This is a genomic window from Streptomyces sp. NPDC005774, assembly GCF_042871645.1.
In the GTDB taxonomy this organism is placed as follows: domain Bacteria; phylum Actinomycetota; class Actinomycetes; order Streptomycetales; family Streptomycetaceae; genus Streptomyces; species Streptomyces pratens.
On sequence record NZ_JBIAIV010000035.1, the window covers coordinates 67,281 to 82,855 of the forward strand.

Annotated in this window: 10 protein-coding genes and 2 pseudogenes; 1 reads left to right on the top strand and 11 read right to left on the bottom strand. The window is 70.1% G+C overall.

Translation table 11 applies throughout. The features are described from left to right. Positions 1-26: 26 nt before the first annotated feature. From ACFYQA_RS26990 to ACFYQA_RS27030, 9 genes and pseudogenes are all read right to left on the bottom strand, one after another. Positions 27-1,379 carry a beta-ketoacyl-[acyl-carrier-protein] synthase family protein gene (locus tag ACFYQA_RS26990; protein ID WP_388922890.1) on the bottom strand — a complete coding sequence of 451 codons (1,353 nt, stop codon included), beginning with the start codon at positions 1,377-1,379 and terminating at the stop codon, positions 27-29. A gap of 54 nt (positions 1,380-1,433) precedes the next feature. Continuing rightward, complete coding sequence (locus tag ACFYQA_RS26995; protein WP_388922893.1) at positions 1,434-1,901, bottom strand: SRPBCC family protein; 468 nt, start codon at positions 1,899-1,901, stop codon at positions 1,434-1,436. Continuing rightward, a complete protein-coding gene (locus ACFYQA_RS27000) occupies positions 1,898-5,950 on the bottom strand; it encodes an amino acid adenylation domain-containing protein (RefSeq protein WP_388922896.1) in 4,053 nt (1,350 codons plus the stop codon). Before ACFYQA_RS27000 ends, ACFYQA_RS26995 begins: the two co-directional genes overlap by 4 nt. A gap of 17 nt (positions 5,951-5,967) precedes the next feature. Then, positions 5,968-6,258: an acyl carrier protein gene (locus ACFYQA_RS27005; RefSeq protein ID WP_388922899.1), complete on the bottom strand. Its 291-nt coding sequence runs from the start codon at positions 6,256-6,258 to the stop codon at positions 5,968-5,970. 95 nt (positions 6,259-6,353) lie between these two features. Next, complete coding sequence (locus ACFYQA_RS27010) at positions 6,354-8,219, bottom strand: acyl-CoA dehydrogenase (protein WP_388922902.1); 1,866 nt, start codon at positions 8,217-8,219, stop codon at positions 6,354-6,356. A 756-nt stretch (positions 8,220-8,975) separates the two neighbouring features. Beyond that, entirely contained in the window at positions 8,976-10,577 is a 1,602-nt protein-coding gene (locus tag ACFYQA_RS27015; RefSeq protein ID WP_388922905.1) for an MFS transporter, read from the bottom strand. Positions 10,578-10,848: 271 nt separating this feature from the next. Beyond that, positions 10,849-11,349 (bottom strand): MarR family winged helix-turn-helix transcriptional regulator, encoded by a 501-nt coding sequence (locus ACFYQA_RS27020; RefSeq protein WP_388922908.1) that lies wholly within the window; start codon positions 11,347-11,349, stop codon positions 10,849-10,851. Between the two features lie 184 nt (positions 11,350-11,533). Next, a pseudogene (locus ACFYQA_RS27025) lies at positions 11,534-12,560 on the bottom strand (RNA polymerase sigma factor); the annotation flags it as partial. Positions 12,561-12,764: 204 nt separating this feature from the next. Beyond that, on the bottom strand, positions 12,765-13,169 hold the full coding sequence (locus ACFYQA_RS27030) for a type II toxin-antitoxin system PemK/MazF family toxin (protein WP_037713353.1): 405 nt from the start codon (positions 13,167-13,169) through the stop codon (positions 12,765-12,767). Positions 13,170-13,377: 208 nt separating this feature from the next. Between ACFYQA_RS27030 and ACFYQA_RS27035 the strand changes: the two genes are divergently transcribed. Next, positions 13,378-14,616 (top strand): IS701 family transposase, encoded by a 1,239-nt coding sequence (locus ACFYQA_RS27035; protein ID WP_388922917.1) that lies wholly within the window; start codon positions 13,378-13,380, stop codon positions 14,614-14,616. A 10-nt stretch (positions 14,617-14,626) separates the two neighbouring features. Here the strand turns inward: ACFYQA_RS27035 and ACFYQA_RS27040 are convergent, their stop codons facing one another. Together ACFYQA_RS27040 and ACFYQA_RS27045 are read right to left on the bottom strand one after the other, a co-directional pair. Then, positions 14,627-14,995 carry a hypothetical protein gene (locus tag ACFYQA_RS27040; protein ID WP_388922911.1) on the bottom strand — a complete coding sequence of 123 codons (369 nt, stop codon included), beginning with the start codon at positions 14,993-14,995 and terminating at the stop codon, positions 14,627-14,629. A gap of 217 nt (positions 14,996-15,212) precedes the next feature. Further along, positions 15,213-15,575, bottom strand: a pseudogene (locus ACFYQA_RS27045) (hypothetical protein); the annotation flags it as partial.

The window sequence follows — 15,575 nt, forward strand, 5'->3', positions numbered from 1 at the left end:
GGATACGGGTGTTACGGGTGCCGTTATTACGGGTTCCGGCGTGCGGGCACGTCGCGGAAGGTGAGGGCGACGTTGTGCCCGCCGAACCCGGCCGAGTTCTTCACCGCGACGTATCGCTCGCCCTCCAGCTTCCGCGGGCTGCCGTGCACGACGTCGACCGACAGGTCCTCATCGAGCCGCGTGAAGTTGCGGGTCGGCGGCACGATGCCGTGGTACAGGGAGAGCACGGTGGCGATCGACTCGATCGCGCCGGCCGCGCCCAGGCTGTGCCCGGTCATCGACTTGTTCGCCGAGACCGCGGGCCCCCGGTCGGCGTCCCCGAACACGGCCCGGATGCCGTGCCCTTCGGCCGCGTCGCCGGGGAGCGTGGCCGTGCCGTTGGCGTTCAGGTGGACCACCTCCTCGGGCCGGGCCCCGGCGTCGGCGAGCGAGTACCGGATCGCCCTGGCGGTGCCGGTCCCGGCCGGGTCGGGCTGCACCATGTCGTAGGCGTCCGAGGAACTGCCCACACCGGCGAGTTCGGCGTAGATCCGCGCGCCGCGCTCTCCTGCGTGCTCCTCGGACTCCAGGACGAGGATGCCCGACCCCTCGCCGAGCACCATTCCGTCGCGGTCCGCGTCGTACGGGCGGGACGCCGAGGCCGGGTCGTCCACCCTCTTCGACAGGGCCCGCATCGACCCGAACGAGGCGAGGACCAGCGGGTGCAGCGGTGCCTCGGTGCCGCCGGCCACGACGACGTCCGCCTCGCCGCGGCGGATCAGCTCGGCCGCGGTGGCCAGCGCCTGCGTCCCGGAGGAGCAGGCGTTGACCGTGGCATGCACCCCCGCCCGCGCGTTCACCAGCAGGGCGACGGCGGCCGCGGAGCCGTTGCCCATGGACATCGGCACCGTCAGCGGGGGCACCCGGTTCCAGCCCCGGCTCTTGAGCGTCTCCCAGCCGCTGATCATCGCGTTCATGTCGCCCAGTGCGGCCGAAACGACCACGGCCACCCGGCGCGACCCCGCCGGGGCGCTGTCGAGGCCGGCGTCGTTCCAGGCCTCCGCGGCGGCCGTCACGGCGAGCTGGGCGGAACGGCTCAGCCGGCGGCGCTGCTTGTGCTCGAGTGCGGGTCCGGGTTCGGCCTTCACCCGCCCGCCGAGCGCCGGGGGCATGTCCTTCGTCCAGTCCTCGTCGTCCAGCAGCCGGATGCCGTTCTCGCCGCGGAGCAACGCGTCCCAGGTTGCGGCCACGTCACCACCGAGCGCGGTGGTGGTGCCGACACCGGTGACGACGACCTTCGGGCGCGGCCGGTCCGTGGACTGCGGCGTGTGCGTGTTCTCGTGCGGTGGTGTGATCCCGTGCTGTGGTGTGATCCCGTACTGAGGGGTTTCCCCTGGCATGGCTTCTCCTGTCAGGACGCGGGTGTGGTCGGTGCGGGCGCGCCGGGGCCCGGATCAGGACGACCGGGGCCGCTCCGCCTGCGCGAGCCGGTCGGCGAGCCGGCCGGAGTCCTTCTTGACCTGGCTGACCAGCACCTTGCGCAGCAGGGACTTCGGCATGATCCCGAAGTAGTCCCCGGGCTCCACGTCGAACGTCCAGTGCACGCCGGTGGTGCCGTCCGGGTGCTCGGTGTAGTCGTAGGTGCCGGTGTAGCCGAACGGCCCGTCCACCACGTGGAACCGGGACCGGCGGCCCGGCTCGTACTCGGTGATGTCGACGGTGAACGTCATCCGCTTGCCGATCATCGCGAAGGTGATCTCGTACCGGCAGCCCTCGCGCGCGGCCCCGTTGAGCAGCTTCGTGTCCACGCAGCCGGACTGCCACTCGGGGTCACGGGCGGGGTCGGACAGCCAGGCGAAGGCCTCCTTCGGCGGCACCGGAAGGTCGAACTCGTACTCGGCCCTGAGAGACGCGGTGTTCATCGCTGGTGTGCTCCCATGTGCGGTGCGATCGCCTCGGCGGCGACGGCGGCGTGCGGCGGATACATGACGGAGTTGTGGTCGCCACAGACGTCGACGACCTGGAGCGATCCCTTGATCAGCGTGTCCCAGCCGAGCTTCGGCCCGTAGTCGACGGGTTCGTCCACGGCGCGGAGCAGCAGCAGTCCGAGGTCGCTGGGCTCGGGCAGATAGGTCTGCAGGGCGATGCCGTTGGCGAGGTACGCCTCGAAGTAGCGCAGGATCTGGTCGCGGTCCGCGTCCTCGGCGAGGACGCCGATGGCGGCGGCCCGGGCCAGGATGTGGTCGAACGCGGCGTCGCCGCCGAGTTCCCGCAGGTCCTGTGCGGGGATGTCGAGGCTCTTCCCGTAGGGCACCGCGAGGTCCCGCGCGAACCACGACAGGATCGTCGCGTCGTCCGCGGTCTCCGGGATGTTCTCCTCGATCGGGGCGCGGCTGTCGATGGCGGCGAGGAGTTCGATCTCCTCGCCGGCGGCGCGCAGCCGGCCGGCCACCTCGTAGGCGATCACCCCGCCGAAGCACCAGCCGCCGAGGGCGTACGGCCCGGTGGGCTGGATCTCCCTGAGGTACTCGATGTACCGGGCGGCCATCCCCTCGACGCTCACCTCGGCCTCGCCCGTGCTCTCGATGCCGGGCGCCTCCACCGCCAGGACCGCGCGGCCCGGGGGAAGGTGGCGGGTCAGCTCGACGTAGCAGAAGACGGTGCCGCCGAAGGGGTGGAACAGGAACAGCGGCCTGCTTCCCTCCTCCCCCTCGCGCAGGGTGACGACCGGGACGCGGGGGGTCTCCTGGCCGCCGCGCCGTACGGTCGTGGCCAGTTCGGCGATGGTGCCCTGCCGCAGCAGTTCGGAGATCGGGATCTCCACGTCCCATTCCTCGCGGATGGCGGCACTGAGCCGCACGGCGAGCAGCGAATGACCGCCCACGTCGAAGAAGTTGTCGTGCACGCCGACCTCGGGGATGCCGAGGATCTCCGTCCACATGCGGGCCAGGGTGATCTCCGTGGCGTCGCGCGGCTTCTCGAAGACGGCGTCCGAGGTGACCTCGGGCTCCGGCAGCCGGTTGCGGTCGATCTTCTTGTTGGCCGTCAGCGGGAGTTCGTCCAGGACGACGAGGATGCCCGGAACCATGTACGGGGGCAGCGAAACGGCCGCCGCCTTCTTGACCTCGGCCGTACTCGGTCCGGTACCGGGTTCGGTACCGGGTTCGGGCACCACGTAGCCGACGAGCCGGTCGTCGCGGACCACCACGACGGCCGCGGAGACCCCGTCCACCGCCTGCAGCACGGCCTCGACCTCGGCGAGTTCGATGCGGTAGCCGCGCAGCTTGACCTGGTTGTCGAGGCGGCCGTGGTGCAGCAGCCGGCCGTCGCTGGTCCAGCGGGCCCGGTCGCCGGTGCGGTACAGCCGCTGCCGCGGGGCGGCGGGCAGCCCGGTGACGAACCGCTCCGCGGTCAGTTCGGGTCGGTCCCAGTACCCGGCGGCGAGGCCCTCGCCGCCGATCCACAGCTCGCCGGGGAAGCCCGGTTCGACAGCACGTCCCCGCGGATCCAGCACGTACAGCTGCGTGTTGGCGAGGGGGCGGCCGATGTCGATGCCGGCGGCGGAGTCGACCAAGCCCTCGGTGGACCAGATGGTCGTCTCGGTCGGCCCGTACACGTTGCGCAGGCTCGCCACCCGGCCGGACAGGAACTCGGCCAGCTCGAGGGGCAGTTCCTCGCCGCCGCAGAGCACGTTCAGCCGTGGGGAGCCGTTCCAGCCGGCGTCACGCAGCATGCGCCACGAGGTGGGGGTGGCCTGCATCCAGGTCGCGCCGGATTCCTCGATGCGGACCGCGAGCCGGGCGCCGTCGGCGGCCGTGTCGCTGTCGCATACGATCACGCGCCCGCCGGCCACCAGGGGCATGAACAGTTCCAGCCCGGCGATGTCGAACGAGACCGTGGTGACGGCGAGCAGACTGTCGAAGGCGTCGAATCCGGTGGTGTCGCGCATCGACAGCAGCAGGTTGACCAGGGCACGGTGTCCGATCGCCACGCCCTTGGGACGGCCGGTGGAACCGGAGGTGTAGAGGATGTACGCCAGCCCCCGGCCGTCCGGGCCCGTCCCCTTCCTGTCCGTCCCCTTCCTTTCCGTCCCCTCCGCGCTCCCGGTGCCACCGGGCTCCGGTACGGCCCCAGGCACCCCGGCGCCGGTGACGCCCGCCGTCAGGTCGTCCAGACGCAGCACGGGGAGTCCGAGTCCGGGCAGCGGGTTCTCCCCCGTGCCGCGCTCACCGAGCAGCAGCCGCGCGCGGGAGTCCTCGGCCATGTAGGCGAGCCGTTCCACCGGCAGTTTGGGGTCCAGGGGCACGTAGGCGGCGTCGGCCTCCAGCACGCCGAGCAGGGCGGCCACCAGCGGTGCCCCGCGTTCCGCCATCACCGCGACCCGGTCACCCGCGGCGATGCCCGCGGTGCGCAGGGCCGCCGCGACCTCCTCGGTCCGCTCCAGCAGCCGCGCGTAGCTCCACTCCTCGCCGTCGGCGACCAGGGCGGTCGCGTCGGGGGTGCGCCGGACCTGGTCCCGGAAGAGGTCCGGGAGCCTGGCGTCGGGCAGCGCGCGTGCGGGGCCGGAGCCCTGGGCGGCGAGCCGGGCCACCTGGCGCTCGTCGCCCCGGGCGAGGCTGTGCAGCGGTGCGTCCGGTTCCCGGACCAGGCTCTCCACAGTCGCGACGAAGGCGGCGGCCAGGTCGCGGGCCGTGCCCGGCTCGAAGATGTCGGTGTTGTAGCGCAGGACACCCACGAAGGCGCCGTCCCGCTCCCCGCCCATCTCGATCCACAGGTCCGTCTGGCCCTCCTGCTGCGGCACCGGGTAGGGCCGCAAGGTGGCGCCCGCGACGGCCAGTTCGGCGGTCCGGTCCGGGTCCAGCAGGAAGAAGGAGTCCATGTCGGTGAGGAACGGCAGCCGGTCCCAGGCGAAGCCGGCCTGGTACAGCGGGGTCCGGCTCGGGTCGCGGGGCGGCGCGAGTTCCCGGACCAGCCAGGGGAACGGCAGTTCCTGGGCCCGCATCGCCTCGAGCACCCGGGCCCGTACGGAGGCGAGCACCTCCCGGTACGTCGCGGTCTCCTCGACCTCACCGCGTACGACGACGGTGTTGACGAAGTTGCCGAGCGCGTCGCGGTACTGGCGCTGCAGCCTGCCGGAGGTCGGGGTGCCGACCAGGACGTCGGACCGGCCGCTCAGCCGGCTCAGCAGCACGAAGTAGGCGGACAGCAGCACCATGTACGGCGTCGCCGCGCCCTCGCGCGCCAACTCCCGCACGGTGTCGGTCGCTTCGGCCGACAGGGCGAACGGTACCGAGCCTCCCTCGTACGTCGGGGCCGGCGGCCTGGGCCGGTCGCCGTACAGGTCGAGGCCGGGAGGCGCGTCGGCGAGCCGTGCCGCCTCGTCGGCGGCCAGCGCGGCGGCCTTCCCGCCGGCCAGGAAGGTCCGCTGCTGCTCGGCGTAGGACGCGAAGGCGCCGCCGTCCAGGGTGAACCGTCCCGGCTTTCCCTCCAGTCGGCCGCGGACCTCGCCGAGCAGCAGCGCCAGCGACCAGAAGTCGGCGGCGGCGTGGTGCAGCACGGCCGCGAACACCCAGGTGCACTCGGCGGTCCGGTACAGGTGGATGCGCCACAGCGGCGGCCGGGCCAGATCGAACGGTGTACGGGTGTCGGTCCTGACACGGTCCCGCAGCGCCTCCGGATCCATGCCGCGGGCGTCGGTGTGCCGGATGTCGAGGGGCACGGACTCCTGGACCCGCTGCGCCGGCCCGTTCTCACCGGGCTGGAAGCAGACGCGTAAGGCGTCGTGCTCGGCCATCAGGTCGCGGAGGATCGCCTCGGTCCGGCGGCCGAGTCCGGCGTCGGCGGTGACCTCGGCCCCGAACACGATGTGGTAGGCGGAGCACTGGGGGTCGGTCTCGTGGATGAACCAGAGGCCGGCCTGCTGCGCGTTGACGGGCGGCGGCGCGGCAGCCGCCGGGGATGCGGTGGTCATGGGTGTCCCGGTCGTCATCACTGGCCGTCCGCGGTGGCCGGGACGGGCACGGTGTTCATCAGGTTCCAGAGCGCCTCGGAGAGGCTGTCGACCGTCGGGTGGTCCCACAGCAGGTCCACCGGCAGGTCGGAGAGCCCACAGGCGTCCTCGATCTCCATGCCGACGGCGAGCGCCGCCATGGAGTCGAGGCCGTACGAGGTGAACGGCTGGTCGGTGGCCAGTTCGGCGGCGGGTATGCCGGCCTCGGCGGCGACCGCCTGGGCGAGGACGCGCTTCACGTCGTCGAGCGTCATGTTCATGGTGTTCATCGCAGGTCGGGACCTTCCGGTGTGCAGGTGAGCAGGTGAGCAGGTGGATCGTGGGACAGGCGGTCGGTTCGGTCGTCCGGCGAGCGGGTGCCGGGTCAGGCGGCGGAGGCCGGCCGGTCTGCGCCGTGGCGCGCCTCGTGCGTGCCCGGGGCGGCCTGGCGCATGGTCCTGAGGGAGAAGAACTCGTGCTTCTCGCGCTGGGAGTTCATCCGGTCGAAGAGGGTGCGGGCGGTCCGGGGGTCGAGGTCGCCGACCTCGTACTGGTGGACCTGCTCACGGGCCAGGGCGGCCTCGAGCCAGGCTCCATCGGCGAAGAACGCGTCGAGGTGGTCCCGGTTGTGGAGCCAGATCCCGAGGGCGGCGACCTTGGCGTGCAGGGCGCACAGGTCCTCCGCCAGCCTCATCAGCCGCGGCGGGGTGGTCTTGGCGGAGGCCGACGGCGTTGCCGCCGGCGCCCTGCGCAGGTCGTGGAAACGCGCGTAGAGCGCGTCGAGCCGTCCGCGCAGCTCCTCGGCCCGGGTCCGCAGGGCGGTGAGCCGTTCCTCGTCGCAGCCGGCGCCGGGTACGAGGCCGGCGAGACGGTCGATGAGCGCGGGGAGGCTGGCGAAGGTCGCGTCCCGGCCGCGGCCGAACACACTCACCCGGGCCGGCTGGAACGGGGGCAGTTCGGCCCGCAGGTCGTACAGCGTGCTCCAGTCCTCGTCGCGGGGCCGCTCGTGGGATTTGGCGAGGGCGGCCAGTTGCTGGGTGATGCTGTCCAGGCAGACCGGCTCGCTGCCGTCGAAGACGGACACGACGGCGCCGTCGCGGAGCATCTTCTGGAAGATGCCGACGTGTTCCGCCGCCCGCATGTAGTACCGGGCGCCCAGCGTGCGGGCGAGTGCCTTGCCCGCGAAGTCGACGAGGCGGGCCACCTGGACCTTGGCGGTGTTGCCCCAGACGCTGAACTCCTCGGTGTACAGATGCAGTCCGCGCATCGCGACCAGGCTCTCGCACTCGGCGACCAGCAGGCTCAGGTAGGCGTTGGCGAGGGACTCGGTGACGTACGGGATCTCGCTCGCCGGCCCGTCGTACAGCGTCCGGCCGGAGAGGAAGCCGCCCACCGTCCGCAGCATGGTGTCGCCCGTGCCGAGGGACAGGCCGGTGCACAGGGTGCGGGTGACCAGCAGGCCGCGCAAGGACAGTTCGAGCCCTTCTCCCTCGGCGCCCAGCCGGGCGGAGGCGTCCACCCGGGCGTCGTCGAAGGAGACTCCGCTGATGTCGCATCCGCGCAGGCCGTACGTGGAGACGCGGGGTACGCCGGTCACCTCGCCGGAGACGACACGCGACCTGTCCACGAGGAACATGGACTGCTTGCGCTTGGCCGGCACGGCGTCGTCGCCCGTGGTGCCGAGGAGCACCACATGGGTCGAGGTCCGGCCCCGGTTGATGGGCCATTTCTCGCCGGTGAGGACGTACTGTCCGTCGTCCGGAGTGGCCACGAGCTCGTTGGCGGCCAGGTCGGCGCCGTGGCCGGGCTCCGAGTAGGCCAGGCAGGGGACGACCCCGCCGCGCAGCACCGCGCTCGCCCACTGGGCCCGCTGCCCGGCATCGCCGCCGATCCAGGCGAGCATCATCCAGATCTGGGTGCTCTCGCTCACGGCCACGTTCATGTCGCGGCGGGCGATCACACGGGTGAGCATCAGCAGTTCTTCGGTGGTCCGCAGGTCTCCGCCCAGCCAGTCGGGCACGAAGTACCGGTGAAACCCGAAGGCCCGCACCTGACCGATTCCGTCGACCGGCAATTCCTCACGCTCGTCGAGCTCCAGGCTCCGGGCGAAGGACAAGGAGTTCGCCTCCACCTCGGGGTCGCCCAGCCACTCCTCCAACGCCTCGGCCGGCACGGCGGAATCGATCGAGGGATTCCCCGGCTCGCCGGAGAGGGTGCCTGCAAGTGGCTTCTCGGACACGAATTCGCGCATGGAGCACTCCAATTCAGTGCATGACAAAGACAAAGTCGGCACCGGCCGGTCCTTTCCACGGAATGCGCCAGGGATCAGCCGGCGACTTCCGATGAATTTCGGCCGTGCGGGAATCGGCCCAGGGTGGCGCTCGGCACGGCGTCGTGCCGCGGCACCAGCTCAGGCGGAAAGGGCACCGCCGTCCGGAGCGCACAGGGGCGCCGGACGCGGACACCAGGAAAATGGCAGGTCACCGACGTCGGACCGACGACGGCGCCGGCGTCATCTACGGCAACAGCCGAACAGGATGCGGTTCACTCGAACGTCCCCCGTGACGTATGTATGTGTCTCGGTGGGAGCCGGCCGGAATTCTGTCCGGTCGACCCTCCCCAAGATCTCCCCCGTGGTGGTTGCACATGCGACAACCTGCCGCCATCATGGGCGGCTTCGCTCTACGTCAGGACTCTAACATTCACAAGGCTTCTCGGTTTGTGAGGCCCGTCACCATTTTACACTGCCTTTGCGTGAATATCCGATCCGGACGGAACCCTAAATTCCGTTCACCATAAATAAAGGAAGCGTGAACTTTGCTTCACCTGCCTTCGCTTCGGTTGAATTCACAATTGACACGGATTCAAAAATCACCCGCCCCAGCAGTTCCCTGCCGACACACGAAAACGCCCGGCCGGGATTTCCCGGCCGGGCGTCGGTGTCGCATCGGTGTCGCATCGGTGCCGCATCGGTGCCGCCCTGCGGCGTCGGCGGGTCAGGGGCGGATCAGGAGGGCGCGCCCACCGGCACGTCCGGACGCAGCTCGCCGTCTTCGTCGAGGTCCGGCGGGATCGTCGACAGCGCGCTCGCGTGGAGGTCCTTGGTCCGCAGCATCAGGAAGCCGATGAGCGCGGCGATGAACCCGAGGATCGCGCAGAGGGTCATGGCACCGTGGAACGCGGTCATGAACGCGTCCCGCCCGGCGGCGACCACCTGCTCCTGGAGCGCCCCCGCGTTCGCGGCGACCGCGTCGAACGCGCCGGCGCTGATGCCGTGGGCGGCCTCCTCCGCAGCGGCGTCACCCATCTGCCGTCCGGCCGCCGACGCGGCGAACTCGTCGGCCACGCGGTTCTGGAAGAAGGCGCCCACACCCGCGATACCGACGGCGATACCGACCTGCTGGAAGGTCTCGTTGATGCCGGACGCGACACCGGACTTGGCCGGCTCGGCGACGCCGATGGCCAGCGCCGCACGGGCCGGGTTGAAGGCGCCCATACCGAAGCCGGAGATGACCAGGGCCGGGATGAGCACGGTCCAGGCCGAGTCGACCTCCGCCAGGTTGAGGAAGAGCAGACCGATCCCCATGACGAGGGTGGAGCCGCCCAGCAGTACCCGGAAGGGGACCTTGCCGATGAGTCCGCCGCCGATCGCGCCGGCCACGAACATCGCGGCCGTCAGCGGCAGGAACCGCAGCCCCGCGTCCCAGGCGTCCATGCCCAGCATGTTCTGGAGGTAGCTGGTCTCGAAGAACACCGACGGCAGGGCGCCCGCGTTGCCGATCATGGCGACGAGGGAGATACCGACGAAGGTGGGGTTGCGGAAGAAGGACAGGTCGATCATCGCGCGCTCACCCAGGCGCCGCTCGATGAACAGGAACACCATCAGGAAGACGGCGCTGGCCGCGTACAGGCCGAGCGTGCTGACGCTGGTCCAGCCCTCCTCGGGTGCCCGGATGGTGGCGAACACCAGGGCCCCGAGCGCGATGCTGAAGGTGATCAGCCCGGCCCAGTCGGTGGGGTGCGCCCGCCGGTTGAGCGACTCGCGCACCCGCAGCGCGCCGACGAGGACGGCGAGGATGCCGACCGGCACGTTGATGTAGAAGATCCAGCGCCAGGACAGCGAGCTGGTCAGCGAACCGCCGATGAGCGGCCCGGCGGCGACCGCGACACCGACGGCGGCACCGAACACGGTGAAGGCGGTGGCCCGCTCCTTGCCGTGGAACTCGTGACTGAGCATGGCCGGGCCGACCGCGAACATGACGGCCGCGCCGACGCCCTGCACCGCGCGGTAGAGGCTCAGCGCGGTGGCGTCGCCGGCCAGACCGCAGGCGAGCGAGGCGACGGTGAAGATGACGAAGCCCACCTGGAAGAGCCGCTTGCGGCCGAGCCGGTCGGCGAGTGAGCCCGCCGCCACCAGGAAGATCGCAAGGGTGAGGGCGTAGGCGTCGAACACCCACTGCAGGTCGGCGAAGCTGCTGTCCAGGGACTCGTGGATCGCCGGCAGCGCGACGGCCACCACGCTCAGGTCGAGCATCAGCATGAACGTGCCCAACGCGACGATCCCCAGGGTCCACCACCTTGCGGGCGATGGTGCGCGTTCTGCGGACATGACGGGGACTCTCCTATCAACCGGATTCATCGATGATGGAAAAATAGATGATTGGAAAGTCCGGGTCAACTGTAGTCACGGTGGGTGACAAGAATCCGGCCGTCGCCCGCGCGATCCCACGGCAGGACCCACACGCGGTCACGGACGGACGAAGGGCAGGCGGAGAGCAGGCGGAAGGGAACCGGCGGGCAAACGAAAGCGGGCGGGCCCTCAAGGGCCCGCCCGCACCACCGCCACCGCCGTCAACTCACCTCCGCACCGCCCGTTCCGGTCAGTCGGAACAGACGGACGCGGGCCAGCGGCCCGCCAGCATCCGGTCGAGCATCCTGCGCATCACTTCGCGCTCGTCGTCGTCGAGCGTGCCGAAGAACGCCGTCTCGACCTCGGTGACCACACTGTCCACCGCCGCCAGCGCCGCCCGGCCGGCGTCGGTGAGGATCAGGTTGTACCGCCGCCGGTCGGCCGGGTTGCGCCGCCGCTCGACGTGCTGGTTGCGCTCCATCTCGTCGATGACCGTCACGACCGTGGTCGGGTCGAGGTTGAGCAGTCGGCTCAGGTCCTGCTGGGAGAGTTCGGGCCCTCCGGCCAGCGAGGCCAGCACGAAGAAGTACCTGCTGCGCATGCCGACCGTCTCCAGGGCCTTCTCCACGTCCTCGAGCAGCAGCAGCCCGGCCTTGTGGAGCAGGTATCCGGGACGCTCGGCGATGAAGAAGTCCTCACGTGGCCGCAGTTGTGCCCCGTCCCGCTCGGCATTGCCGCCACTGCGCGCCACAGGCCGACTCCCTTCAACCATACGAAACGTCCACCATCGAAGATACCAACGCTTCGGCCGCCCGGAACGTGCCCGCACCCCGACGATCGACGCCTACGCCGCCGCCGTCCGTGCCGCGTTCCAGGACGGCGGACAGCACACGCAGCCGTCGCCCCGGGCGGGGAGGCCGGCCCGCCCGCTCCTGTCAGTCGTCAGTGGGGTAGTCCCGCAGCGCCTGCGAGCGTGAGGGGTGGCGCAGCTTGCTCATCGTCTTGGCCTCGACCTGGCGTATGCGTTCGCGTGTCACGCCGTAGACCCTGCCGATCTCCTCCAGGGTCCTGGGACTGCCGCCCAGGAGCCCGTAGCGCAGGGAGATGACGCCGGCCTCGCGCGGGGTCATCTCCGCCAGGACGGTCTGGATGGTCTGCCGGAGGAGGCCAAAGGTGACCACATCCCAGGGGGAGGGCGAGTCGCTGTCCATGATGAGGTCACCGAAATCGGTGTTCCCGTCGTCGGACAGGGTGGTGTCCAACGAGACGGGCTCCCTGGTGTAGGCGTTGAGTTCGGCCAGCCGCTCCACCGGGACGGCCGCCTTCTCGGCCAGTTCTTCCGGGGTGGGCTCGTTGCCGGTATCGTGGATCAACTCGCGACGGATCCGTGCCACGCGGTTGATGATCTCCACGGTGTGCACCGGTATGCGGATGGTGCGGCTCTGGTCGGCCAGGGCCCGGGTGACCGCCTGTTCGATCCACCAGGTCGCGTACGTGGAGAACTTGAAGCCCTTGGTGTAGTCGAACTTCTCCACGGCTCTGATCAGCCCGGTGTTGCCTTCCTGGATCAGGTCCAGGAACTGCAGCCCGCGCCCGGTGTAGCGCTTGGCGACCGATACCACCAGGCGGAGGTTGGCCTCGGTGAAATGGCTCTTCGCGCGACGGCCGTCCTCGGCGAGGCGGGTCAGCCCCCGGCCGAAGTGCGGGTCCGGGCAGGGCTTTTCGAGGAGGTGCTCGGCGTACAGACCTGCTTCGATGCGCTGGGCCAGTTCCACCTCCTGCTCGGCGGTCAGCAGCCGGGCCTTGGCGATCAGTCGCAGGTAGTCCTTGACCTGGTCGACCGTGCCGTCTCCCGAGGGGAGCCGGGGGGGCGGGGGCGTCGGTCTCGTCGTCCTCCGGGCGCATGATTTCCTCCGTGCCCTGCACGTCCGTGGCGTTCACCTGGGCTCCAGCGGGAGGCCCGGGTGCCGTCCCGGGGTGCTTTCGTGGAGGGCGCGCCCGCGAGTACGGGGATGGAGTCCGGTGGCGAGCACGTCTGCGAGGGACCTTCCCCTTCATGTATGCCTAGTACTCCAGCCGTAGATCGTGATCTTGTTGCTGGAGGGCGGTGGAGAGGGGGCCGCCGTCGGTCGTCGACGAGATCGAGCTGGGCAGCAGAGGCGTCCGCTACTCGAGTCCTCCGAGACGGCGGGCATCTTTGATCTCGCGGAGCCTGGCAGCCGTCATCGGGGTCCACTCCCTCCTCTGTCCAGCGGTATGGAGGGCGGCTCCAACCTCGCTGAGCTTCGCGGAGGACAACACGCCCGCTCGCTCGATCAGGTCGTCCCGGGCGACAGTGGTCAGCCAGGTGCAAGGAGTAAAGCCTGGACGCGGGAACGCGAACCGCAGCACGCCTTCGAAGGGCAGCCCTTCCCGGGCGCCTATCGCCACTTCAACGCCCAGGCCGCTGATGTCGACGCCCGCTGGCGCAACGACCTGCATGACCTGGAACCCGGATGACTCGTCGTCCGACAGCAGCACGACCGGGCGTCGCTCGTCGAAGTCGACCCACCAGACTTCGCCGCGTTGCATGTGTCCTCCTGGTACGAGTCGGCGGGCGGACGCTGCATGCCCGAGCGGGACACCGGATGCGGCCCCGTCTTCGCACGTCGTGGCCGAGGGGGTGGTGAAGACGGGTGCGGCCACCGGTGATCATCGGTGTGTGAAGACTGAAGATCATGCGGTAGCCGCGGGTCATAGCGTAGACCCTGTCCACTGGCAGGAGGCGTTCGAGGTCGTGATGGGCCGGATAGCGGGCCGGTTCGCGCGGGTTGAACCCCGGCGCCGGGTGCGGGACTTGGTGCTGGGGCTGCTGTCGGACCTGCCGCGCAAGAACTGCTGGAACATCGCCGAGTGGGCCGGGGAAGCGAGTCCGGACGGCATGCAGCACCTGCTCGGCCGGGCCAGGTGGGATGCCGACACCGTGCGCGACGACGTGCGTGAGTACGTACTGGAGCACCTGCATGACAAGGATGCGGTGCTGGTGGTCGATGAGACCGGGGATGTGAAGAAGGGCACGCACACCGTCGGTGTCCAGCGCCAGTACACCGGCACCGCCGGGAGGATCGAGAACTCCCAGGTCGCCGTCTACCTCGTCTACGCGGGCCGCCGCGGACACGCGGCAGTGGACCGTGAGCTGTACATCCCGCGCTCGTGGACGTGCGACCCGGCCCGCTGCCGGGCCGCCGGCCTGGGCGAGGGCACCGTCTTCGCGACCAAGCCGGAGCTGGCCGCCCGGATGATCGGCCGGTTCCTTGACGCCGGGCACCGCGTGGGCTGGGTCGCGGGCGACGAGGTCTACGGCGGCAACCCGAAACTGCGGGCGGCGCTGGAAGGGCGCGGCGTCGGCCATGTGCTCGCCGTCGCCTGCTCCCATGAAGTCACGTCCGATGCCGGGAAGTTCCGCGCGGATGCCCTGGCCGTCAAGGTGCCGAAGCGGGCCTGGCAGAAGCTGTCGGCAGGGGCCGGCGCCAAGGGACACCGCTTCTACGACTGGGCCGTCATCGACCTGGCCGAACCCCGCCCCGGCAGCCATCAACTGCTGATCCGCCGCAACCGCACCACCGGTGAACTGGCTTACTACCGCTGCTGGTCGCCAGCGACGGTGCCTTTGGCCACGCTGGTGCGTGTCGCCGGGTCGAGGTGGCGGGTGGAGGAGACCTTCCAGGCCGGAAAGGGCCTGGCCGGACTGGACGAGCACCAGGTCCGCCGCTTCACCTCGTGGTCTCGCTGGGTCACCCTGGCCATGCTCGCTCACGCCTTCCTCGCGGTCGTCCGCGCTGACGAACACGCCCGCCATCCCGCCCCGGACAGGTTGATCCCGCTCACCTGCAACGAAATCCAGCGATTGTTCATGACGGTGGTCGTCCGGCCCGTGCACGATGCGGCCCACCGGCTCGGCTGGTCCGCCTGGCGACGCCGCCATCAGGCCCGAGCCCAGGCCAGCCATTACCGCCGACAAGCCGCAAATCAGCCATGAAGATCACGATCTACGGCTGGAGTACTAGGGCTTCCCGGCCGGAGCCCTCTGTGGAGCGCGGGTTGCGACTCAACGCCTTCTGATCAATGGCGATCGCCGGAGACAGTCCCGCGCTGGCATCGAATACCCAGCTTGACTTTCCGTATCCGGATACAACCGTGAACACGGTAAGCGCATCCCGGCGCATTTCTACGGACACGTCACAGAAATTGCGCCGCCGTGCACCCTTGCCAACGAATCGATTTCTCACTTCGTAAACCTCAGGTGGTGTCGAGAACTGACTGATATCAACAGTAACATCGTGCCGTAACACGCCGATCCCGCCATTCGGCACCAGTCCCGCGTGGCAAATATCTCCCTTGACAGGGAAGTCCATCACGTGCGCAGAGGAAATTTGATCCGATACGGAAAGTGGCGAGAAGAACGCGTGAGCGGCACTCGACCCCTTACGGAATGGGAGCGAGCGAACAACATGTCCGGAGCGGTCGGAAAGCAATGGATCGGGCTGCTGATCCAGGGCACGCGCGGATCCGGCTCGAGGTCGAGCACCTCTCACAGGACCGCGAGGCGCCGACCGCCCGGCTGTGCCCTCTCGCTCAGGACCCCACGGCCCCGACGCGAGAGCTGTCCGACTGCGGTCGGGGCCCGGATCGGAGCCCTTCGTCGTTCTGGGCGCCGTTCGGTTGCTTCTCTGCTGCGACATCGGTGCGGTGCGACAGAGCAGCCATGACCGGCACGGCAGAGGGCGGGGGCTCCTTCTGGGCGTACGGAGTGCCGGCCGCGCCCCGGCGGACCGGCTCTGCGGGCTCCTCGGTCCGCACGCCGATGCCGAGCTTCTTCAGGATCTTCTTCTCGATCTCGTCGGCGAGGTCGGGGTTGTCCTTGAGGAAGTTGCGGGAGTTCTCCTTGCCCTGGCCGAGCTGGTCGCCCTCGTACGTGTACCAGGCGCCGGCCTTGCG

Excerpts from the sequence above, each read along its gene's own strand:
- ACFYQA_RS27035 (WP_388922917.1), top strand. The coding sequence starts at position 13,378 with ATGGGCCGGATAGCGGGCCGGTTCGCGCGGGTTGAACCCCGGCGCCGG.
- ACFYQA_RS26995 (WP_388922893.1), bottom strand. The coding sequence starts at position 1,901 with ATGAACACCGCGTCTCTCAGGGCCGAGTACGAGTTCGACCTTCCGGTG.
- ACFYQA_RS27030 (WP_037713353.1), bottom strand. The coding sequence starts at position 13,169 with ATGCAACGCGGCGAAGTCTGGTGGGTCGACTTCGACGAGCGACGCCCG.
- ACFYQA_RS27010 (WP_388922902.1), bottom strand. The coding sequence starts at position 8,219 with ATGCGCGAATTCGTGTCCGAGAAGCCACTTGCAGGCACCCTCTCCGGC.
- ACFYQA_RS26990 (WP_388922890.1), bottom strand. The coding sequence starts at position 1,379 with ATGCCAGGGGAAACCCCTCAGTACGGGATCACACCACAGCACGGGATC.
- ACFYQA_RS27005 (WP_388922899.1), bottom strand. The coding sequence starts at position 6,258 with ATGAACACCATGAACATGACGCTCGACGACGTGAAGCGCGTCCTCGCC.
- ACFYQA_RS27015 (WP_388922905.1), bottom strand. The coding sequence starts at position 10,577 with ATGTCCGCAGAACGCGCACCATCGCCCGCAAGGTGGTGGACCCTGGGG.
- ACFYQA_RS27000 (WP_388922896.1), bottom strand. The coding sequence starts at position 5,950 with ATGACCACCGCATCCCCGGCGGCTGCCGCGCCGCCGCCCGTCAACGCG.